The sequence below is a fragment of the Micromonospora yongxingensis genome (genome assembly GCF_052601155.1).
Window position 1 is genome coordinate 1 of record NZ_JBQXEO010000016.1, and the last position, 21,171, is coordinate 21,171.

The 21,171-nt window shown below is 73.1% G+C and carries 17 protein-coding genes; 4 read left to right on the top strand and 13 right to left on the bottom strand.

Going from position 1 to position 21,171, the window contains the following annotated elements; translation table 11 throughout:
• Positions 1-723: 723 nt before the first annotated feature.
• From uvrC to rsgA, 4 genes are all read right to left on the bottom strand, one after another.
• Entirely contained in the window at positions 724-2,706 is a 1,983-nt protein-coding gene (gene uvrC, locus ACTWLT_RS19590) for an excinuclease ABC subunit UvrC (protein ID WP_445319645.1), read from the bottom strand.
• Positions 2,707-2,901: 195 nt separating this feature from the next.
• The gene (locus ACTWLT_RS19595) at positions 2,902-3,390 is read right to left on the bottom strand and encodes a Rieske (2Fe-2S) protein (RefSeq protein ID WP_445319646.1); all 489 of its coding nucleotides are present in this window, start codon (positions 3,388-3,390) and stop codon (positions 2,902-2,904) included.
• Between the two features lie 163 nt (positions 3,391-3,553).
• Complete coding sequence (uvrA, locus tag ACTWLT_RS19600; protein WP_445319647.1) at positions 3,554-6,499, bottom strand: excinuclease ABC subunit UvrA; 2,946 nt, start codon at positions 6,497-6,499, stop codon at positions 3,554-3,556.
• Positions 6,500-6,668: 169 nt separating this feature from the next.
• Positions 6,669-7,739, bottom strand: a complete 1,071-nt coding sequence (gene rsgA / locus ACTWLT_RS19605; RefSeq protein WP_445319648.1) for a ribosome small subunit-dependent GTPase A — start codon at positions 7,737-7,739, stop codon at positions 6,669-6,671.
• Between the two features lie 177 nt (positions 7,740-7,916).
• On the opposite strand from rsgA, the gene ACTWLT_RS19610 reads away from it, so the two are divergent.
• Positions 7,917-8,633, top strand: a complete 717-nt coding sequence (locus ACTWLT_RS19610; protein ID WP_445319649.1) for a maleylpyruvate isomerase family mycothiol-dependent enzyme — start codon at positions 7,917-7,919, stop codon at positions 8,631-8,633.
• Positions 8,634-8,640: 7 nt separating this feature from the next.
• Entirely contained in the window at positions 8,641-9,294 is a 654-nt protein-coding gene (locus tag ACTWLT_RS19615; protein ID WP_445319650.1) for an MBL fold metallo-hydrolase, read from the top strand.
• Positions 9,295-9,380: 86 nt separating this feature from the next.
• Here the strand turns inward: ACTWLT_RS19615 and ACTWLT_RS19620 are convergent, their stop codons facing one another.
• Positions 9,381-10,001, bottom strand: a complete 621-nt coding sequence (locus ACTWLT_RS19620) for a DedA family protein (RefSeq protein WP_445319651.1) — start codon at positions 9,999-10,001, stop codon at positions 9,381-9,383.
• A 101-nt stretch (positions 10,002-10,102) separates the two neighbouring features.
• Entirely contained in the window at positions 10,103-10,786 is a 684-nt protein-coding gene (locus ACTWLT_RS19625; RefSeq protein ID WP_445319652.1) for a class I SAM-dependent methyltransferase, read from the bottom strand.
• A gap of 184 nt (positions 10,787-10,970) precedes the next feature.
• Here ACTWLT_RS19625 and ACTWLT_RS19630 point away from each other — a divergent pair, with 184 nt between their 5' ends.
• Positions 10,971-11,174, top strand: a complete 204-nt coding sequence (locus tag ACTWLT_RS19630; protein ID WP_007462771.1) for a cold-shock protein — start codon at positions 10,971-10,973, stop codon at positions 11,172-11,174.
• A 48-nt stretch (positions 11,175-11,222) separates the two neighbouring features.
• Here ACTWLT_RS19630 and ACTWLT_RS19635 read toward each other — a convergent pair whose 3' ends face one another.
• The 5 genes from ACTWLT_RS19635 to ACTWLT_RS19655 all read right to left on the bottom strand — a co-directional run bounded on the left by ACTWLT_RS19635 (position 11,223) and on the right by ACTWLT_RS19655 (position 16,417).
• Entirely contained in the window at positions 11,223-12,503 is a 1,281-nt protein-coding gene (locus tag ACTWLT_RS19635) for an MFS transporter (RefSeq protein WP_445319653.1), read from the bottom strand.
• Positions 12,500-13,075: an ArsR/SmtB family transcription factor gene (locus ACTWLT_RS19640; protein WP_445319654.1), complete on the bottom strand. Its 576-nt coding sequence runs from the start codon at positions 13,073-13,075 to the stop codon at positions 12,500-12,502. The genes ACTWLT_RS19635 and ACTWLT_RS19640 overlap by 4 nt, the downstream gene beginning before the upstream one ends.
• A 99-nt stretch (positions 13,076-13,174) precedes the next feature.
• Entirely contained in the window at positions 13,175-14,050 is an 876-nt protein-coding gene (locus ACTWLT_RS19645; protein WP_445319655.1) for a hypothetical protein, read from the bottom strand.
• Between the two features lie 157 nt (positions 14,051-14,207).
• Positions 14,208-15,899, bottom strand: a complete 1,692-nt coding sequence (locus ACTWLT_RS19650) for a CocE/NonD family hydrolase (protein WP_445319656.1) — start codon at positions 15,897-15,899, stop codon at positions 14,208-14,210.
• A gap of 2 nt (positions 15,900-15,901) precedes the next feature.
• Positions 15,902-16,417, bottom strand: coding sequence for a MarR family winged helix-turn-helix transcriptional regulator (locus ACTWLT_RS19655; RefSeq protein WP_445319744.1), 516 nt, complete (start codon positions 16,415-16,417; stop codon positions 15,902-15,904).
• Positions 16,418-16,541: 124 nt separating this feature from the next.
• Between ACTWLT_RS19655 and ACTWLT_RS19660 the strand changes: the two genes are divergently transcribed.
• The gene (locus ACTWLT_RS19660; protein ID WP_445319657.1) at positions 16,542-18,668 is read left to right on the top strand and encodes an MMPL family transporter; all 2,127 of its coding nucleotides are present in this window, start codon (positions 16,542-16,544) and stop codon (positions 18,666-18,668) included.
• 63 nt (positions 18,669-18,731) lie between these two features.
• Here ACTWLT_RS19660 and ACTWLT_RS19665 read toward each other — a convergent pair whose 3' ends face one another.
• Both ACTWLT_RS19665 and ACTWLT_RS19670 read right to left on the bottom strand, forming a co-directional pair.
• The gene (locus tag ACTWLT_RS19665; RefSeq protein WP_445319658.1) at positions 18,732-19,628 is read right to left on the bottom strand and encodes a transglycosylase SLT domain-containing protein; all 897 of its coding nucleotides are present in this window, start codon (positions 19,626-19,628) and stop codon (positions 18,732-18,734) included.
• A gap of 31 nt (positions 19,629-19,659) precedes the next feature.
• Positions 19,660-21,078: a DedA family protein gene (locus tag ACTWLT_RS19670; protein WP_445319659.1), complete on the bottom strand. Its 1,419-nt coding sequence runs from the start codon at positions 21,076-21,078 to the stop codon at positions 19,660-19,662.
• Positions 21,079-21,171 lie beyond the last annotated feature (93 nt).

A 21,171-nucleotide genomic window follows, 5' to 3' on the forward strand; every position in this document is an offset into this window, starting at 1 on the left:
AACCCGAACGTGCAAGGGGGTGGGTTGCGCGGGAAGTTCAGAAAGGGGGCGGATCTGCCCGGCGGCTCGGGGCCTGCTCGGGTGTCCGGGGGATGTAACCGTCGCGGCCTGGCGGGTGTTCCCGGGGCGGCCGGCGCTTGGCTACGGGGGATGTAACGGAGGCGGCCTGGCGGGTGTTCCCGGCGGCTGCCCCCGACCGGGCCGGGGGGCCACGGTCGCATGCCAGGTATAACGACCCCGACCCGGCGCCGATTCCACCCCGAGAGTGGCCCCGCCCACCGGACGGCCCGCCACAAACCCGACAGACAAGCCGTCACCGGCAGGTCCCGAACCGGACAGCGCACGCTCCCCGCGCCGGACCGACCGGGTCCCAAGATCCGCGCACTTTCCGGGAAAGTGCTGCCTGCCCACGCGCCGAGGCAACACCTTCCCGGAAAGTGCACAGCATCTTGCCCACCACGTCAGCGGACGAGACGCCCCCACGGCCGCCAGGCCGGCCGCGGAGCGCACCGCCGGCCCAATGCCCCGCAGACCGCGCGACCACCCGGTGAAGATCGTGCTCGATTCCGGACACAGGCCCCATTCGGGCCGAACGAGGCCACTAAATCCGGGATCGAGCACGATCATGAGCCGACGTGTCGCACCCATCGGCGGGCCAGCCGCCTCTGGGCACGCCGTCCACCTTCGGTCAGCGCGTGGTGGCGGTACCGACTGGCGGCGGGCTCACGAACTCGCCTCAGCGCCCTCGACGACCCCGGTGCCCTTGTCGAGCGCGGCAAGGATCGCCTCGGCCGTGCGCCGGCCCACCCCGGGCACCTCGGTGATCTCCTCGACCGTGGCGGCGGAGAGCCGCTTGAGCGAGCCGAAGTGCCGCAGCAGCGCCTTGCGGCGCACCTCCCCCAGACCGGGCACGTGGTCCAGCGCCGACTCGGTCATCCGCTTGGAACGGCGCTGCCGGTGGAAGGTGATGGCGAAGCGGTGCGCCTCGTCGCGGACCCGTTGCAGCAGGTAGAGCCCCTCCGACGTACGCGGCAGGATGACCGGGAACTGGTCGTCGGGGAGCCAGACCTCCTCCAGCCGCTTGGCCAGCCCGCACAACGCCACGTCGTCGATGCCCAGGTCCGCGAGTGCCTGCGCGGCGGCCGCGACCTGCGGCGCGCCGCCGTCCACGACCACCAACTGCGGGGGGTACGCGAACTTGCGCGGCCGGCCGGTGGTGGGGTCGACGAGTGCGCCGATCTGCGGCTCCTGAGCGTCGGTGGGGGCCTCCGGGTCGTCGGCCGACTCCACTCCCACCTCGCCGGTCTCCGATCGCGCGTCCAGGTAGCGGGCGAAGCGACGGCGCAGCACCTCGGACATCGCGGAGAGGTCGTCGGTGGCGCCCCGGACGATGAACCGCCGGTACTCGCTCTTGCGGGGCAGCCCGTCCTCGAAGACCACCATGCTGGCCACGACGTCGGTGCCCTGGATCTGCGAGATGTCGAAGCACTCGATGCGCAGGGGCGAGGTGCGCATGCCCAGGGCCTCGCTGATCTCGTCCAGCGCCTTGCCCCGGGTGGTCAGGTCACCGGACCGTTTGAGCTTGTGCCGGGCCAGCGCGTCCTTGGCGTTGCGCTCCACCGTCTCCATCAGCGAACGCTTGTCTCCGCGCTGCGGCACGCGCAGCGACACCCGGCTGCCCCGGTGGGTGGAGAGCCAGTCGGCCAGCGCGTCGGCGTCCGCGGGCAGCTCGGGGACCAGCAGTTCCCGGGGTACGTCGGCCTCGCCGTGCTCGCCGCCGTACACCTGGGTGCAGAAGTGGTGCACCAGGTCGCCGGTGGTCAGGTCCTCGGTCTTCTCCACCACCCAGCCCCGCTGGCCGCGGACCCGGCCGTCGCGGACGTGGAACACCTGCACCGCTGCCTCGAGCGGGTCGTCGGCGAACGCGACCACGTCGGCGTCGGTGCCGTCGCCGAGCACCACGGTCTGCTTCTCCATGGCCCGCCGCAACGCGGCCACGTCGTCGCGCAGCCGGGCGGCCCGCTCGAACTCCAGTTGCTCGCTCGCCTCGGTCATCTCGCGTTCGATCTTGCGGACCATCGTGTCGGTGCGCCCGGCCATGAAGTCGCAGAAGTCGTCGACGATGGCCCGGTGCTCGTCGGCGGAGACGGTGCCGACGCAGGGCGCCGAGCACTTGCCGATGTAGCCGAGCAGACAGGGGCGGCCGACCTGGCCGGCCCGCTTGAACACCCCGGCGGAGCACGTCCGGGCGGGGAACACCCGCAGCAGCAGGTCGAGGGTCTCGCGGATCGCCCAGGCATGCGAGTACGGCCCGAAGTAGCGCACCCCCTTGCGCTTGGCGCCGCGCATCACCTGCAGCCGTGGGTATTCCTCGTCGAGGGTGACGGCCAGGTAGGGGTAGGACTTGTCGTCGCGATAGCGGACGTTGAACCGCGGGTCGTATTGCTTGATCCAGGTGAACTCCTGCTGGAGCGCCTCGACCTCGGTGCCGACGGTGATCCAGTCGACCGACTCGGCGTTGGTGACCATCTGCCGGGTGCGCTCGTGCAGGTTCCAGATGTCGCCGAAGTAGGAGTTGAGCCGGCTACGCAGGTTCTTCGCCTTGCCGACGTAGATCACCCGGCCGGTGCCGTCGCGGAAGCGGTAGACCCCCGGTGACTCCGGGATGGTGCCGGGTGCGGGACGGTAGGTCGAGGGGTCAGCCACGCCGCCAAGCCTAGTCCGGCCCTCCGACAGCAGCCTGGTCCGGCAGATCCACTCGGCTTCCGGGAAGTCGGCGTGTCGGAAGCCGCCGAACACCCCGACTTGCCGGAACGCGAGTCGATCAAGCGGCTGAGCCGCGAGGCCCGACCGACGGGGCCGGGCCTCGGTCGATCGGGACGCCCCGGCCAGGCCGGCCGGTCAGGCCAGTGAGATCTGGTCCCCGGTGACCTTGATGTTCTTGGGCGGCAGTGGCTTGGTGGCCGGGCCGGCCTTCACCGAGCCGTCCTCGATGGAGAACTTGCTGCCGTGGCAGGTGCAGTTGATGGTGCCGCCGTCGACGTTCGTCACCGGGCAGTTCTGGTGGGTGCAGATCGCGCCGAAGCCCTTGAACTGGCCGGCGGTGGGCTGGGTGATGACCACGCCCTCGGCGTTGAGGATCTTGCCGCCGCCGACCGGGATGTCGTTGGTGGTTGCCAGGGACTGGGCGCCCTGCCGGTCGCCGCCACCGGCGTCTCCGGTGCTGGGCACCGCCGGGCCGCCGCTGGTGGGGGCGGCGCCGTCGCCACCGCCGGTGTCGTCGCTGCCGCAGGCGGCCAGTACGACGGCTGCGCCGATCGCCCCGACACCGGTGAGCAGGGTCCGACGGGTCTGCGTACCCGGCCCGGTCAGCGCCTGATCGTCACTCATGCCTCGCCTCTCTCTGGGCTGCTGCGCCGGTCCCGATCACCCGGCCACACTCGTCAACACGGGCAACTGTGCCGGATGGTTCACGGTGGCATGGTCTCGACCCAGGAAATGGGAAACGCCGGCGGTGCCCGATCGGGCACCGCCGGCGTTTCTGCTGGTCAGCTCAGCGCGCGACGGCGCGGGCCTTGCGCGGTGCCCGGGTCTTGGTGACGCCGTTGGCCTGGGCGGCCCGGCTGGTTGCCGCCGCCGCGCCCTTGGCCTCGCCGTCGAGCTTGAGCACCTGGCGCAGGAACTGCCCGGTGTGGCTCTCCGGCACCTCGGCGACCTCCTCGGGGGTGCCGGTGGCCAACACGGTGCCGCCCCGGTGGCCGCCCTCCGGACCCATGTCGATCAGCCAGTCGGCCGTCTTGATCACGTCGAGGTTGTGCTCGATGGTGATCACGGTGTTGCCCTTCTCGACCAGCCCCTCCAGCACCATCAGCAGCTTGCGGATGTCCTCGAAGTGCAGGCCCGTGGTCGGCTCGTCGAGCACGTAGACCGTCCGCCCGGTGGAGCGCTTCTGCAGCTCGGAGGCGAGCTTGACCCGCTGCGCCTCGCCGCCGGAGAGGGTCGGCGCCGGCTGACCGAGACGGACGTAGCCGAGGCCCACGTCGACCAGCGTCTTGAGGTGCCGGTGGATGGCCGGGATGGCCGAGAAGAACTCGGCGGCCTCCTCGATCGGCATCTCCAGCACGTCCGAGACGGTCTTGCCCTTGTAGTGCACCTCCAGGGTCTCCCGGTTGTACCGGGCGCCCTTGCAGACCTCGCACGGGACGTACACGTCGGGCAGGAAGTTCATCTCGATCTTGATGGTGCCGTCGCCGGAGCACGCCTCGCAGCGCCCGCCCTTGACGTTGAACGAGAACCGGCCCGGACCGTACCCGCGCACCTTGGCCTCGGTGGTCTCGGCGAAGAGCTTGCGGACGTGGTCCCAGACCCCGGTGTAGGTGGCCGGGTTGGATCGCGGCGTCCGACCGATCGGCGACTGGTCCACGCCGACGACCTTGTCCACGTGCTCCAGGCCGCCGACCCGGGTGTGCCGGCCGGGGACCAGCCGGGCGCCGTTGATCTGGTTGGCCAGCACCGCGTACAGGATGTCGTTGACCAGCGTCGACTTGCCCGAGCCGCTGACACCGGTGACCGCGATCAGCTGGCCCAGCGGGAACGAGACGGTGAGGTTGCGCAGGTTGTGCTCGCGCGCGCCGTGCACCACCAGCTCCCGGTCCTTGGTCTGCGGGCGGCGCTTCTGCGGTGTCGGGATCGACCGGCGCCCGGACAGGTACGCCCCGGTGACCGAGGCCGGATTTTCCAGCAGCGCCGGCACCGAGCCGCTGTGCACGATCTCGCCGCCGTGCTCGCCGGCGCCGGGGCCGATGTCGACGATCCAGTCGGCGGTGCGGATCGTGTCCTCGTCGTGCTCCACGACGATCAGCGTGTTGCCCAGCCCGCGCAGCCGGATCAGGGTCTCGATCAGCCGGTGGTTGTCGCGCTGGTGCAGCCCGATCGACGGCTCGTCGAGTACGTAGAGCACGCCCACCAGGCCGGAGCCGATCTGGGTGGCGAGCCGGATGCGCTGCGCCTCGCCGCCGGAGAGGGTGCCGGCCGGCCGGTCCAGGGAGAGGTAGTCCAGGCCGACGTCGAGCAGGAACCGCAGCCGGGCGTTGATCTCCTTGAGCACCCGCTCGGCGATCATCTTCTGCCGGTCGGTCAGCTCGATGCCGGCGAGCAGCTCGGCGCACTCCCCCACGGACAGGTTGCAGACCTCGGCGATGCTCTTGCCGGCCAGGGTCACCGCGAGCACCTCGGGCTTGAGCCGGGCGCCGCCGCACGCCGCGCACGGCACGTCGCGCATGTAGCCCTCGTACTTGTCGCGCGACCACTCGGACTCGGTGTCGGAGTGCCGGCGCTCGATCCACTGCACCACGCCCTCGAAGCCGGTGTAGTAGGAGCGCTCGCGGCCGTACTTGTTGCGGTAGCGCACGTGCACCTGGTCGTCGGAGCCGTGCAGGATCGTCTTCTGCGCCCGCGCGGGCAGCGCCCGCCACGGGGTGTCGACGTCGAAGTGCTGGGCCTCGCCGAGCGCCTCCAGCAGACGGAGGAAGTATTCGAGGTTGTGGCCGGTGGACCAGGGCTGGATGGCGCCCTCGCGCAGGCTGCGCTCCGGGTCGGGCACCAGCAGCTCCGGGTCGACCTCCTTCTTGGTGCCCAGGCCGGTGCACTCCGGGCAGGCGCCGTAGGGCGCGTTGAAGGAGAAGACCCGGGGCTCGAGGTCCTCGATGGCGAGCGGGTGGTCGTTGGGGCAGGCCAGGTGCTCGGAGTAGCGGCGCTCCCGGTCCGGGTCGTCCTCGGGGAGGTCGACGAAGTCGAGCAGCACCAGGCCGCTGGACAGGCCCAGGGCGGCCTCGACGGAGTCGGTCAGCCGCTGCTTGGCGCTCGGCTTGACGGTGAGCCGGTCGATCACCACCTCGATGGTGTGCTTCTCCTGCTTCTTGAGCTTGGGCGGCTCGGTCAGCGGGTGCACCACGCCGTCGACCCGGGCCCGGGCGTAGCCCTTGGCCTGCAGCTCGGAGAAGAGGTCGACGTACTCGCCCTTGCGGCCGCGGATGACCGGGGCGAGGACCATGAACTTGGTGCCCTCGGCCATGGCGAGGACCCGGTCGACGATCTGCTGCGGGCTCTGCCGGGAGATCCGCTCGCCGCAGACCGGACAGTGCGGCTCGCCGATGCGGGCGTAGAGCAGCCGGAGGTAGTCGTAGACCTCGGTGATGGTGCCGACCGTCGAACGCGGGTTGCGCGAGGTCGACTTCTGGTCGATCGAGACGGCCGGGCTCAGCCCCTCGATGAAGTCGACGTCGGGCTTGTCCATCTGGCCGAGGAACTGCCGGGCGTACGAGGAGAGCGACTCCACGTAGCGTCGCTGCCCCTCGGCGAAGATCGTGTCGAAGGCCAGGCTCGACTTGCCCGACCCGGACAGCCCGGTGAACACGATGAGCGCGTCCCGGGGCAGGTCGAGACTGACGTCACGCAGATTGTGCTCGCGCGCGCCACGGATGATCAGTCGGTCGGCCACGGTCCGTGTACTCCCGGATGAAGATGAAGCGGAGAATCTGTCCCGCTCTGGGGTGATTTTGAGCGGTGGTGCGGGCGCGGAAAACACGCCTCGGCAACTCTAGCCCCGAGGTACGACAGTTTCCCGCGCCCGCACATTCCCCCAGCTCAGCCCGGTCGGCCGCGGCCGGTCAGTAACCGCCGGGCGTCGGCGGTCGGGCCGCCCGACGCCGCGCCGAGCGCCAGCCGCCGCGCCGCTCCGCGGCCAGCCGCGCCTCCCGCCGCCGGCTCTCCTGGGCCACCTCCCGCTGCAACCGTCGCCAGCTCTCCCACCGCCGGGTGGAGAGCTCCCCGGTACGCAGCGCCTCCCCGACCGCGCAGGCCGGCTCGCCGTCGTGCCCGCAGTCGGCGTACCGACACCCCTCGGCGAGCCCGGCGATGTCGGCGAACGCCCGGTCGAGCCCGGCCACGCCGTCCAGCAGGCCGACCGCTCGCACGCCGGGAGTGTCGATCACCGCGCCACCACCGGGGATCGGCACCAGTGCCCGCCAGGTGGTGGTGTGCCGGCCCTTGCCGTCGACCCGGCGGATCGCCTGGGTCGGCATCATCACCGCACCGGCCAGAGCGTTGACGAGGCTCGACTTGCCCGCGCCGGACGGCCCGAGCAGGCCCAGAGTGCGGCCGGGCGCCACCTCCGCGCGCAGTGGGTCGAGCCCCGCGCCGCGCTCGGCGCTGACCGGCAGCACCGGCACTCCGGGGGCGACGGCGGCGAGCTGACGGGCCAGCGCGGCCGGGTCGGCCGCGAGGTCGGCCTTGGTCAGCACGACCAGCGGCCGGGCCCCGGACTCGTGGACCAGGGAGAGCAGCCGCTCGATCCGGCCGACGTCCGGTTCCGGGTGCACCGGCTCCACGACGGCGGCGGCGTCCAGGTTGGCGGCCAGCACCTGGCCGCTGGCGTCCTTTCCCGCGGTACGGCGGATCAGCGCCGCCCGCCGGGGCAGCACCGCCTCCGCGGTGGTCCGGCCGTCCGGCCACTGCGCGAGCAGCACCCAGTCCCCGGCGCAGGGCAGCGCGGAGGGGTCCCGGGCGGCGGCGACCAGCACCGGCCCTCCCAGGCTGGCCCGGACCGGGCCGGTCGAGGTGAGCACCGTGCAGACCCCCCGGTCCACCCGGGCCACCCGGCCCGGTCGGTGCTCGCCGCGCCGCGCGGCGTACGCCGCCCACTCGGCGTCCCAGCCGAGGGCGGTCAGATCGATCGTCATGGCGTCCTCATCGGTGTCGAAGCTGGTGATGGCGGAACACGCGTGCCACGGCCGGCATGGTCACCACCCCCCTCCGACGTCCCGGTACCGCGTATGCGCCGACGGTAGGGCGCGCGCCGACGCGCCGAAAGCGATTTCCCCGGCGACGACGCGACGGCGGACCGCTAGGGTCGACGCGTGACCACCGACCCACTGCTGCTGATGGGCGAGGTGGACGACGCGACCAGTCGGCTGCTCCGCACCGCGGCCTCCTTCGACGCCGCGGACCTGGCGGCCACGTCGCTGCTGCCGGACTGGACGCGCGGCCACGTGCTGGCCCATCTGGCGCGCAACGCCGACGGCTTCGTCAACCTGCTCACCGCGGCCCGCACCGGCGAGCCGGTGCCCATGTACGCCTCCCCCGCGGCCCGCGCGGCCGACATCGAGGCCGGCGCGGGCCGGCCGGCCGCCGAGCACCTGGACGACCTACGGCGCAGTGCGGACCGGTTCGCCGAGGCCGTCGCCGCCATGACGGTGCAGGCGTGGGCGGCGACGGTGCAGACCCGCCGGGGCCCGTGGCCCGCCGCCCTGCTCGTCTGGGGCCGGCTGCGCGAGATCGAGGTGCACCACGTCGACCTGGCCGCCGCCTACCGGCCCGCCGACTGGCCGGAGACGTTCGCCCAGCGGCTGCTGCGCGAGGTGGCCGCCCATCACGCCGACCTGCCGGCACCACCGTCGATGGTGCTGCGTTTCGACGGCAGCAAGCACGAGCTGGTGATCGGGGAGCGGGCCGGCGCCCCTACCGTCACCGGCCCCGCACCCGACCTCGCCGCCTGGCTGATCGGCCGCGACGGCGGCGACGCGCTCGCCGTCACTCCCGACGGTCCCCTGCCTACTCCACCGGAATGGATATAGACACGTCATGACATACAGCGGAGACGTCACCCCCGGCGGCACGCCGGCGGTGCGGGAGCTGGACGGCCTCACCATCAGCAAGCTGTCGGTGGGCCCGATGGACAACAACGCGTACCTGCTGCGCTGCACGGCCACGGGCGAGCAGGTGCTGATCGACGCCGCCAACGAGGCACCCCGGCTGCTGGACCTGATCGGCGACGCCGGTCTCACCGCCGTGGTGACCACCCACCAGCACATGGACCACTGGGTGGCGCTGGAGGAGGTGGTGGCCAAGACCGGCGCCCGGACGCTGGTGCACGCCGACGACGCGGCCGGGCTGCCGATCGAGGCGGAGCGGCTCGCCGACGGCGACACCGTGCCGGTCGGCGACTGCGCCCTGGAGGTCATCCACATCAAGGGGCACACCCCGGGCTCGATCGCGCTGCTCTACCGCGACCCGAACGGGACCCCGCACCTGTTCACCGGCGACAGTCTCTTTCCCGGCGGGGTCGGCAACACCGACCAGGACCCGGAGCGTTTCGCCGCGCTGATCGACGACGTCGAGCAAAAGGTGTTCGACAAGCTGCCCGACGACACCTGGTTCTATCCGGGGCACGGCAAGGACAGCACCCTCGGCGCGGAGCGCCCGGCTCTGCCGCAGTGGCGCGCCCGAGGCTGGTGACCCGAGCGGGGCCGGCCCCCCGGCCGGCCCCGCACCACCCACCCGACCACCCGGGCGCACCCCCGCCCGCCGGTCGGCCGATCCGGTCAGGGCGCCGGCGGGCCGGCGACCGCGCGGAGCCTGCGCCGGGTGCCCAGCAACACCACGGCGGCCAGCACCAGCCCGACGCCCATGGTGACCAGCAGCGGGCTCGACTCCCCCGGCAGCAGCCCCGCCAGGGAGCGCGACGCGGTGCCCAGCGCGAGGTAGAGACCGGCCCAGGCCGTCGCGCCGAGCGCCGCACACCCCAGGAACCGCCGGTACGACATGCGTAGCCCGCCCGCGGCCAGCGGCAGCAGCGCGTTGAACACCGGCAGGAACGGCGCGACCACCATCATCCGGCCGCCACCGCGACGCAGGATCCCCTCCGCCGCCGTCCAACGTGCCTCGCCGATCCAGTCGCCGACCCGGCTGTGTCGCAGCCGCTCGGAGTACCGGCGACCGACCAGGAAACTCAGCGACCATCCGGCCAGGCAGCCGACCAGCACCGCGGTGAAGGTCGCCAGCCCCGTGGCCGGGCGACCCACGCCGACCGCGGCCAGGATCGCCACGTCACCGGGGATCAGGACCCCCAGCAGGGGTACGGCGTCGAACAGCATGACCAGCCCGAGTGCTCCCATCAGCAGCAGGATGGGCAGGTCTCCGACCTCGGCGAGCCATTGCGTCATGCCCCGTACGCTATGGCCGACACACCACCCTGGACATCCGGTCGCATCCCCCAGCGGCCCCTGGTATCCACCTCGGGGTCGCCCCTGAGATCGGCCGCGCCTCAGGCGGGTCGCAGCACCAGCACCCGGCGTAGCGACGAGTCGACCGACGGTTCCGTCGTGGGCACCGGATAGTCGGCCAGCACCGTCAGCCGGTCCGCCGGCAGGTGCCCCCGGTCGGGGTCCCCCACCAGCACGTCGGCACCGCCGGCGGCGGCCCGTTGCAGGAACGGCAGCATCCGGTCGGCCAGTGCGCGGCTGTAGAAGACGTCGCCGGCGAGGACCACGTCCGCCTCCGCGTCTCCGGTGTCGAGCAGATCACTTCCGGTGGCGTCGACGGCGACCCCGTTGGCCCGCGCGTTGACCGTGACGGCCGCGACGGCGTACGGGTCGATGTCGTTGGCGACCACCTCGGCGGCACCGGCCAGCGCGGCGGCGATGGCCACCAGCCCGGACCCGGCGGCGAGGTCGAGCACCCGCCGCCCGGCGACCAGTTCGGGATGGTCCAGCAGGTGGCGGGCCAGGGCCTGACCTCCGGCCCAGGCGGACGCCCAGTACGGCGGCGCCAGGGTGTGCCCGGCGGCGGCCTCCATGCGTGCCCACCAGACGATCGCGTCCTCGGCCAGGTGCAGCCGCACCTCGGGAACGAACGGGGTGGGCACCAACCGGAGCCGGTCAAGGCCGTCGCCGGGCGCGTCGATCTCGCGCTCCAGCTCGGACAGCGCGGTGGCTGCGGCACCTCTCATCGGGGCCAAGCATGCCCCAGTGACGGGTGGCGGGGGCGCGTTTCGCATCGCGCCACGTAGAGTTCACCCGAGTTCCTACGGCACTTCGGCCGGCGGATCCGGGTTTTGCCCGTTACTGTCGGACAGGTACGGGCGATCATCGGCCACACGCCGAGGGTCAGCCGCTTTGAACAGGGAGAGATGCATGGCAACCGGCACGGTTAAGTGGTTCAACTCGGAAAAGGGCTTCGGCTTCATCGAGCAGGACGGTGGAGGGCCGGACGTGTTCGTCCACTACTCCGCCATCGCTTCGAGCGGCTACCGGGAGCTCAACGAGGGCCAGAAGGTCGAGTTCGAGGTGACCCAGGGGCAGAAGGGTCCGCAGGCGGACAACGTCCGCCCGATGTAGCTCCGTGCCGGTGGCGGCGGCCGGTCGACGGCCACCGCCGCAGTGCACTCAAGACGCCGCCGGGGCGGCGGGCAGGTCCCGCCGCCGCCGGAGCGGCCCTATCAGCAGGATCAACGGGGTGAGCGCCAGCCAGCTGGTCATCACCCCGATCGCCGTGCCGACGCCGTACCGCGCGCCGAGCGCGCCGGCCAGCACGGCGGCCACCGGGATGGTGCCGTAGTTGAGCAGCTGCATGCTCACCGTCACCCGGCCCAGCAGGTGATGCGGCGTGTAGGTCTGCCGGAAGCTGCCCTTGACCACGTTGCCGATGGCCACACCGAGGCCGATCAGCACTCCGCCGAGGGCCGGCCAGACCAGCCCGGCACCGGGCGCCGCCAGCGGGATGAGCAGCGCTGGCGGGCCGGTGAGGGCCGCACCGAGCAGCATGGCCCGCGCGGTGCCGAAGCGCCGGGCCAGCGCGGTGGCCAGCAACGCACCGACGATCCCCCCGGCGCTCATCACCGCGATCAGAATGCCCACCAGGCCCGGCGCGAGCCGCAGCTCGCGGACCAGGAAGACCACGAGGACCGCCTGGTAGCCGATCAGCCCGATGTTGCTGGCCGCGCCGAAGACCGACAGCACCCGCAGGTACGGGTCGCGGGCGACGAAGCGCAATCCCTCGGCGATGTCCCGGCGCAGCGACCGGGACGTCTCCGCCCGCCGGGTGCGCGGCTGCACGGTGCGGATCCGCAGCAGGAAGGCCGCGGAGAGCAGGAAGGTGAGCGCGTCCAGCAGCAGCGCGGCGACCGCCCCGGTGAGCTGGGCGATCAGGCCCGCGAGGCCCGGCCCGACGACGTAGCTCACGGTCTGGGTGGCGTGCAGCTTCGCGTTGCCCTCCGGTAGCTGCTCGGGTCGCAGCACGACCGGCAGGTACACCTGGTCGGCGGTCTCGAAGAAGACCCGCGCGGTGCCGGCGCCGAGCGCGACCACCAGCAGGTGCCAGACGGTGAGCCGGTCCAGCGCGGCGGCCAGTGGCACGCTGAGGAAGGCCAGCGCGCAGAGCACGTCGCAGACGACCATCACCGGTCGGCTCGGCAGGCGGTCCACCCACGCGCCGGCCGGCAGGCCGATCAGCAGCCAGGGCAGCCAGGCCGCGGCGGTGAGCACCGCCACCTGGAAGGTGCCGGCGTCGAGCACGGCCACGGCGACCAGCGGCAGGGCGACGGTGGTGACGTTGCTGCCGATGCTGCTGACGGCCTGGCCGGCCCAGAGCAGCCGGAAGTCCCGGTGCCGCAGGAGACCGCCGGCCGGCCGGGCCGGGGTCGGATCGGTGCGGGTGGCCGTGGTCACGGCCGGGCCGGAATGCCGTGGGCGAACACGAAGACGGGCTGCCGTTCGCGGCCGTCGTCAGGCAGCGGCCGGTCGGCCCAGCGGGCCAGCAGGTCGATCATTTCGCGGCTCAGCTCGGCGAGTTCGTCGGGAGTGAGGTGCAGCCACTTGTCGGTGGAGAACGGGCCGTCCTGCCAGGCGGCCTGCGCCGCCTCGTCGGCGGCGTGCCACGCCCGGGCCAGGGCGACGTGCCGGTCCAGGTTGAGCGAGGTGGCGGCGTCGGCGACCGCCCGTGCCGCGGGGTCGGCGTCGAAGTCGACGTTGGACCAGCGCAGCCCCCTGGTGACCAGCCGCCACCACCGCTCGCGCCGGTCCCGGGCCAGTTCGGGGGCCTCAGTGACGAGTTCACCGGCGGCGAGCACCTTGAGGTGGTGGCTGACGTTCGCGGGCGCCTGGTCGGTGCGCTCGGCGAGCATGCCGACGGTCGAGGGCCCGTGCACCTTGAGCACGTCCATCAGGCGGCGGCGCAGCGGGTGGGCCATGGCGGCCAGCACCCGCGAGTCGGTGACCTGGCGTACGTCGGGTCTCTCCATGCCACCGACCCTGCCATCCGCAATGGCTGTTGCGCAACAGTTATTGCCCAAGAGTCGCCGCGGACTGGCCGGTTCGGGCCGGCCGGCGAGCCCGGCGGGTCAGGCGACCAGCCGGCGCGCCAGTTCGTCGGCGACCTGCTTGGCCATGGTCGGTGGGATGGCGGCGGCGATCTTCTCCGGGGTCAGCCCGGCGAGTACGCCCTGAATGATCGCCGGCTCGTCGGTGAAGTCCCGGCCGGACAGCGCGGTCAGCGCGCTCTGCAGAGCGGTCACCTGGGCGGCGATCGACTTCAGCGTCGGGTGCGCCGGCGCGTAGTTGGCGACGGTGGCGTCCTCGCCCAACGCCATCCGGGTGTAGATCTGCCCGACCGGGTTGCGGCCGTCCAGCACGGTCAGGTTCCGGTGGACGGTGGCCAGCCAGGCGTGTTCTTCGGGGGTCATGTCGTTCTCCTCCAGAAGTCCGATGGAGCTCAGGTAGCGGCGGAACAACGGCCGCTGGTCGCGACCGGCCTTGATGGCGTCACGGAAGAAGCTGAAGTGGGTGTGCCAGCGGTGCGAGCTGTCGCCGCTGGTGCGCTTGCCGAGCCGGTCCCACCGCTTCACGGTCGTACCGTCGGGGCTGTAGATGATCTCGCGGATGTCCCGGGTGTCGGCCGCGTTCGCGGCGCACTGCCCCACACACCAGAGCGAGAAGCTGCGCAGGGTGTGCGTCCCGCCACCGGAGCGGACCTCGAAACCGCCGACGTCCAGCGCCGCCGCGTCGAGGGTCAGGCCGGCGCGGTCCCGGGGCGACTCCACGACCGAGTAGTCGTTGGTGACCACCCGATCCGATCCGCAGTGGTAGCCGCCACGGTGCGCCGGATCGCCGACGATGCCGACCTCCGCCGGGTCCAGGTCGTCCGGCCCGGGGGCGTTGTCGAGGTGCGTCAGCAGCAGGGTACGGACGGCCAACAGGTTCGCCGGGGCCCGGGTCATGGGGTCCCCCTTTCCATGGGTGGGGACCGGGCACGACATCACACCGCGTACGCGGTGCAGGGCTGCGGACGAGCCCGGCCTACTGGTGCACAGCGCCGGGCGTTGACCCAACGATAGCCCGCGTTTTGGATGAATGCCCAGCTCAGCGAGGATCAGTTCAGATTGGAGCCCGCTCGGAGCCAGAGTGGACGGTTGGCAACAGCAGCGCCGAGGGGTGCGCCGGGTCATGCAGGATCTGCTGCCGGCCGGCACGCAGCGTCACGGCCGTACCGAGAGGTTCCCCTGTGCCGGGGTTACGCGCCCAGCGCGGGTGGGCGCCACCGGCCACCTGCACCCGCAGACGGTGCCCGGCGCCGAACCGGTACGCGGTCGGCCACAGTGGCACCGGAATCCGGCGGACCCCGGACGGGTCGGCCGCGAAGCGATCGGGTGTGACCCGGACCAGGCCGTCGCACACGTTCCAGGAGCGGCCGCGAGGGTCCACGTCGCACAGTCGGACGAACACGTCCAGGTAGGGCAGCTCAGCGCGGACGTGGATCTCGGCACGCACCGGGCCGATCACCTCGACCGGCCGGGCCAGCGGGGCGCTGGTGTACGTCAGCACGTCGGGTCGGGCCTCGACGCGCCGGTTGTCGACCGGGCCGGCCCGCTGCGCCACGAGCAGCGGCCCGCCCAGCGACGGGGTGGGGTCGCCGGGGTCGTACCGGAACTCGTCCGGCGCCGATGCGACCGGCGGGCGCGTGGCCAGCTCGCCGCCCGGGTGCAGGTGCCAGGCGGTCTCGACCGCCGGCGGAGGCCAGTCCGGCAGGTCCCGCCAGCCGCCGCCGGGGCCGCTCACGTACAGCCGGACCGGAGCCGACGGGGACGGCCCGACGCGGGGCGGCCGGTCGCGCGCGGAGGCCGGCACCGCCAGGTGCTCGTCGAGCCAGGCCAGCCCCTCCCGCAGGGCGGCGACGAACAGGCCGGGGCTGCCGTGCGTCCACGGGCCGATGACCAGGCGTGGCCGGGCCCCGGCGGCACGCAGGGTGGCGTGGTCGTCGAGCTGGGCGGGCAGGAAGATGTCGTGCCAGCCGGTGACCATGACCACCGGCGCCCGCACCCGGGCCACCCGGTCGGCGAAGACCCTCCTCCGCCAGTACGCGGCGTCCGGGGTGTGGTGGCGCAGCCACTCCTGGAAGAACGGGATGGTCACCCCGGTGGCCACCCGGTCGGCACCGGCCAGCGGCAGGTGCTCCAGCGCGGCCGCGAGTCGGGGCTGCCCACGCTTGAGCTCCCACTGCCGCGCCAGCCACGGCACGGTCTGCGCGTGCAGCAGCTCCGCCCAGGTCAGGACGGTGTCCAGGGCGAAGGACTCCCCCGCGTACGTCGAGTCCCGGGTGGCCGAGGTGGTCACGACCGCGACCATCGCGCGCAGCTCGTCGCCGGCGTCGGCGGCCAGCGCCCACTGGGCGAAGCCCTGGTAGCTGACCCCGAACATGCCGAGCGCGCCGGACCACCAGGGTTGGCGGCGCAGCCAGTCCAGGGTGTCCAGCCCGTCGTCGCGCTCGTGCACCAGCGGGGCGAACGTCCCACCGGAGCCGCCGGTGCCCCGGCAGGACTGGATGACCGCGTGCCGGCCACGCGCGGCGAGCAGCCGGCCGAGCAGCCGCAACGGTCCACCCCGCCCGTACGGGGTGCGGATCAGCACGGTGGGCGCGTCCGGGACGGCCGGGGCGTAGTGATCGGTGCGCAGCACCACGCCGTCGCGGACCCGGACCGGGATGTCGCGGGTGACCCGTACCGGGCCGGGGCGGGTCGCGGGCAGGCGCAGCGCGGCGCCGGCGAGGCGGGCGAGGAGCCGGTGCGGCACGGTCAGCCCGTCGGGCGGCGGGGCGACCCGGGCCGCGCTGCGCGCACCGAGTCGCGGTGCGCGCGCAACGACTCGCTCATCTCCGTCATGAACCGGTGCACCACCTCCAGCTCGTCGTCGGCGAACCGGTCCATCACCTCGTCGGTACGGGTGCCCAGCGGCTGGAAGAACCGCATGGCCAGGGCGGCTCCCTGGTCGGCGTAGTGCAGCAGCACCTTGCGCCGGTCAGCGGTGTCCCGGTCGCGGCGGATGTGGCCGGCGCGCTCGAGCCGGTCGATCAGGGCGGTGACCGAGCCGGAGGAGATGTTGAGCTGCTCACCGAGGCGGCCGGGCGTGATCGGCTCACCGAGCAGCTCGGCGTCCATCACGGCGATCAGCGCCTGCAGGTCGGTCGGGTTGAGCCCGTGCAGGTTGGCGAAGGCGTGGCCCACCTGCTGGGCGTCCACCGAGTAGCGCCGGAGGTTGTTGGTGATCTCCGCGACCAACTGCTCGCGGCGCGTGTCGCGCCGCCGGTACATGCCGTGAGTGGCCACGTCGAGCCGCTTCTTCCCATCGTCGGTCCCCCGGGTTGCAGCATAGAACAGGCGTCGATAATCTCGATTGTCGAGATACTTGGCACTCGAAGGACCCAGAGGTCACCTGATGTCTGTCTTCACCAGAGTCGCCCGCGGCCGGATGGCCGCCTGGTTCACCGTGGCCGCCGCCGTCGTCGTCGGCGCGGCGGTCTTCGGGCTGCCCCGACCGGACAACCCGGCGCCGGTCTCCGCCAGCGGGCTGTCCGTGCGGTGGCAGTCGACGCAGGTGGAGCGGCTGCAGGACCAACTCCCGTCCAGTGAGGTGCAGCCGGCCATCGTGGTGGTCAGCCGCGCCGACGGGGGCGCGCTGGTCGAGGCCGACCGGGACGCCGTCGCCGCCCGCTCCGGAGACCTCAGCCGCTTCGCGGTGGGTGGGATTGTCAGCCCCGCCCAGATCTCCCCGGACGGCACGGTGGCGCTCGTCGCCGTGCCGTTGAGCACCGCCGGCGGGCAGGACCAGGTCACCGAGACGATCAGCCAGCTCCGCGCCACACTGACGGACCTGCCCGGCGGGCTCACCGTCGCGGTGACCGGCGCCCCCGCGTTCACCGCCGACCTCTCCTCGGTCTTCGACGGCGCCGACATCACCCTGCTCGCGGTGACCGCCGCCGTGGTCGCGCTGCTGCTCCTGATCACCTACCGCAGCCCGTTTCTGTGGATCGTGCCGCTGGCCGTGGTCGCGGCGACCGAGCAGCTGACCCTGCGCGCGGTGGACACGATCGTGCCGGCCGTCGGCATCACCCTCCAGCAGGGCCAGGTCACCGGCATCGCCAGCGTGCTGGTCTTCGGCGCCGCCACCGACTACGCCCTGCTGCTCATCGCCCGCTACCGGGAGGAGTTGCGCCGCGAGGAGGACCGGTTCAGGGCGATGCGCTCTGCGCTGCGCCGGACGGTCGAGCCCATCCTGGCCAGCGGCGGCACCGTGGTGCTCGGCGTGCTCACCCTGCTGCTCAGTGAGCAGGAGACGAACCGCGCACTGGCCGTGGCCTGCGCGACCGGGGTGGTCTTCGCCATGCTCTCGGCGCTGTTCGTGCTCCCCGCCGTGCTGGTGCTCTTCGGCCGCGGCCTGTTCTGGCCGTTCGTACCCCGGGTCGGTGGGCCGGTCCGCGAGGGTCGGCTGTGGGGCCGGCTCGGCACCGCCGTGGAGCGCCGCCCGGTGCCGGTCGCGGTGCTGGCGACGCTCCTGCTCGCCGGTCTGGCGCTGGGCGGGCTCGGCATCCGCACCGGCCTGTCCGAGACCGAGCAGTTCCGGGCCGAGCCCGAGGCGGTCGTCGGCGCCCAGACCCTCGCCCGGGCGTTCCCCGCCGGCGCCACCCAGCCGGTGGCCGTGCTCACCACCCCGACGGCGGCGCGGGCGGTCACCGACGCCGCGTCCGCCGTCCCGGGGGTCGCCTCGGCCCGCCCCGGCGACGCCGGCCAGGCTGTCGCCCAGGTCGACGTGGTGCTGGCCTCCGAACCCGGCACCGCCGCAGCCGACCGGACGATCCAGGCGCTGCGCGACGCGGTCGCCGCGGTCCCCGGCTCCGCTCCCCCAACGGTCGACGGCGCCGACGCGCCGTCGGGGGCCATCGTCGGCGGCACCGTCGCGGCCACCTACGACTCGGAGGAGGCCAACGACCGGGACCTGCGGCTGATCCTGCCGATCATCCTGCTGCTGGTCGGCGCGGTGCTCGTACTGCTGCTGCGGGGTCTGCTGGCACCGGTGCTGCTGGTGCTGACCGTCATCGCGTCGTTCTTCGCGAGCCTGGGTGCGGCGTGGCTGCTCTTCGACCACGTGCTGGGTTTCCCGGCGCTGGACAGCGGTGTGCTGCTGCTCGCCTTCGTGTTCCTGGTGGCACTCGGCGTGGACTACAACATCTTCCTGGTCACCCGAGCCCGGGAGGACGCCCGCGCCGCCGGCACCCGGGACGGGATGCTCTCCGCGCTGCGGGTCACCGGCGGGGTGATCACCAGTGCCGGTCTTCTGCTGGCCGCGGTCTTCGCCGTCCTCGGCGTGCTGCCGCTGATCACGCTGACCCAGATCGGCATCATCGTCTGCATCGGCGTCCTGCTGGACACCCTGCTCGTGCGCACGGTCCTGGTGCCGGCGCTCGCGTTCATGCTCGGCGACCGCTTCTGGTGGCCCGGCCGGATCGCCCGCGATCGGGTGGCCGACACCCCGGTGTCGCACGAGCCGGCTGCCTCCCGGCACTGACCGGCACGACGACGGGGGCGGGGCCGGGTCTCCCCCGGCCACCGCCCCCGTCGGTCGGCGTGCTCAGTACGCCAGGCAGACGCACTCGGTCATCAGCGCCCGCACGTTGTACACGTACGACGGGTTCGGGATGGCCAGCGGCTTCCCCTCCTGCGCCACCGCGCCGTGCCCGAAGTTGTACGCGGCGATCACCGCGTTGAGCAGGCAGGAGTTCAGCTGGGTGGTGCACAGGGCCGCGTCGAGCCGGTAGTCGGCCTCGAAGTACATGTCGCCGATGTACTTGGTCAGCCAGGCCAGGTACGTGCCGCCGAGGTACGCGTTGTCCTGGTAGTTGTGCAGGTCGTAGTTCTGCTCGAACCGCTGGTTCATCCAGGTCGCGGTGTCCGGCATCACCTGCATCAGCCCGACGCCGCCGTCGCAGGCGTAGATGTTGGACTGCCAGCCGCTCTCCTGCCAGGCGGTGGCCTTGACCAGGTTCAGCGGGATCTTGATGCTCGGGGCGGACACCGGCCAGTAGGTGCGCTCCGCGGCGTTGGTCAGCGCCGCCTTCGCCTCGGCCCGGGTCGCCTGGGTGCCCCGGTAGCTGGGCACGCAGGGGCTTGCCCGGGGACGCGGCGGTGGCGGCGGACCCCAGGTCTCGGTGGGCCGCCGGGGCACCAGGCGGGGCCTCGGCGCCACGCTGGCCGTGCGGGCCGCCTCCATGGGCGTTGCCGCGCTCGGCGACGCGAGGCGTTTCGGAGCGGGGTCGGTCGTCGCCGCCCCGGCCGCCGACGGGCTCGGCTCCCCGGTGGTCTCGTCGACGGGGGCGTCGGCCAGTGCCTCCGCCGGCCCCTCGGTGACCGCGACCGGCGCGGCCTGGTCCTGGGGTTGCCCTCCGGTGGCGCCGCAGCCGACCAGCGTGCCCGCCAGCAGCAGCCCGGCGAGCACCGCGGCGCCCATCCGACCGGTCCGTCGATGCATCCGTACCTCCCCGTGTGATCGTCGCCGCACACTAGCAAGGTTCGACGGGGCGACGAGGCCCCTGCGACGGCGGCCGGACCTGGTCCGCCGGCTGCTCCCGATCCCCCACGGCCCGGTCGCGGGTCGCCCAGGCGACCACGAACACCACCGTCCAGAGCACCCCGAGCAGCACCGCCGCCGCCGTCCCGCTGGCCGTGTCCAGCCCGAGGTAGAGCCGCGCGCCACCGACCCCGAGAACGCCCGCGGCGGCCGCCGTCCAGGCCGCCACCGCCACCGGCCACCGGGTGCCCCGGGACACCAGCCAGGCCAGGGTGCAGAAGCTGGCCGCCACCACCGCGTTCTGCGTCGGGAACGGCACCGACTCGCCGCCGTTCGGGCCGGCCCCCGGCGAACCGGTGAGCTCGGCCACCACGGCCAGCACCAGCAGCGGCACGAACGCACCCACCGTGCCCACCACGCTCAGCAGGTCCGCCCTGAAGGGGCGGTTCCGCCACGCCAGCACCGCCGCCACCACCGCCACCAGCACGATCAGCACCCACCCGCGCAGCACCGACACCACGGCCATGGTGAGGTCGGCGGCACCCGGTGTCCGCCGGGCGGCGAACCAGTCCCCGATCGCCCCGTCCAGCGCGGCCAGCCCGCTGTTGCGGACGCCGACGGCGAGCAGGCCGGCGATGGCGAGCCCGGCGGCGAAGAGCAGCAGGAGCCCCGCGGCGAGATTGAGCAGCAGCGTCCAGGCCGGCCCGATCCGCATGGCCACCAGGAAGAACAGCACCCCGTAGCGGGCGCTGAGCCAGCGCACCGGGGGCAGCGCGCCGGCCCGGGAGAGCAGGGACCGGGCCGGATCCGGGTTACGGCCGAGCCACCGGCCGGCGAGCACCACCGCGAGCAGGCCGGCCAACAGCACCAGTGCCGCGCCGGTGGCCCGGCCCAGCAACCGGGAGACAGTGTCGTACGACTCACCGGCCAGGTGACCGAGCAGCACCGACCCGCCCACCCAGGTCACCACGCCGGCCAGGTTCCACGGCGCGAACCGCCGGTACGGCATGCCGGCCGCCCCGGCCAGCCGGGGCACCAGGGTGCGGGCGAAAGCCACCCAGCGCGCGGCGAACACGCCCCGACCACCGAGTCGGGCCAGCATGGCGTCCGCCCGGCTCCACCGCGCGGGCCCGACGCGGTGGCCCAGCCCGGCACGCAGCCGTGGGCCGTACCGCCGTCCGGCGCGGAACGCCAGCCCGTCGCCCAGCACCGCCGCGACGATCATCGTGAGCAACGCCGGGCCCAGCCGCAAGGTACCGTTGTAGGTGAGGAAGCCGACGAGCAGCAGGGTAGCCTCACCCGGCACCAGCAGGCCGAAGATCACCGCGGTCTCGCCCGCCACGATCAACGCGGCGACCAGGTAGATCCACAGGGTGGGCAGACCCTGCACCAAGGTCAGCAGGTCGTGCACTCAGGCCCCCGGGACACGGGAGTCAGCATGCCAGCCGGGGGAACGACCCGGACAGCAGTTTCACCAGAGATCAGGGGCACCTGGGGGTGACCC

What these genes read in the sequence shown, in the direction of transcription:
- ACTWLT_RS19655 (WP_445319744.1), bottom strand. Translation starts at nt 16,417, where the DNA reads ATGTACCGGCGGCGCGACACGCGCCGCGAGCAGTTGGTCGCGGAGATC.
- ACTWLT_RS19645 (WP_445319655.1), bottom strand. Translation starts at nt 14,050, where the DNA reads ATGACCCGGGCCCCGGCGAACCTGTTGGCCGTCCGTACCCTGCTGCTG.
- rsgA (WP_445319648.1), bottom strand. Translation starts at nt 7,739, where the DNA reads ATGACGATCGATCTGACCGCCCTCGGCTGGGACGCCGAGTGGGCGGCG.
- ACTWLT_RS19665 (WP_445319658.1), bottom strand. Translation starts at nt 19,628, where the DNA reads ATGCATCGACGGACCGGTCGGATGGGCGCCGCGGTGCTCGCCGGGCTG.
- ACTWLT_RS19630 (WP_007462771.1), top strand. Translation starts at nt 10,971, where the DNA reads ATGGCAACCGGCACGGTTAAGTGGTTCAACTCGGAAAAGGGCTTCGGC.
- ACTWLT_RS19615 (WP_445319650.1), top strand. Translation starts at nt 8,641, where the DNA reads ATGACATACAGCGGAGACGTCACCCCCGGCGGCACGCCGGCGGTGCGG.
- ACTWLT_RS19625 (WP_445319652.1), bottom strand. Translation starts at nt 10,786, where the DNA reads ATGAGAGGTGCCGCAGCCACCGCGCTGTCCGAGCTGGAGCGCGAGATC.
- ACTWLT_RS19620 (WP_445319651.1), bottom strand. Translation starts at nt 10,001, where the DNA reads ATGACGCAATGGCTCGCCGAGGTCGGAGACCTGCCCATCCTGCTGCTG.
- ACTWLT_RS19595 (WP_445319646.1), bottom strand. Translation starts at nt 3,390, where the DNA reads ATGAGTGACGATCAGGCGCTGACCGGGCCGGGTACGCAGACCCGTCGG.
- ACTWLT_RS19660 (WP_445319657.1), top strand. Translation starts at nt 16,542, where the DNA reads ATGTCTGTCTTCACCAGAGTCGCCCGCGGCCGGATGGCCGCCTGGTTC.
- ACTWLT_RS19640 (WP_445319654.1), bottom strand. Translation starts at nt 13,075, where the DNA reads ATGGAGAGACCCGACGTACGCCAGGTCACCGACTCGCGGGTGCTGGCC.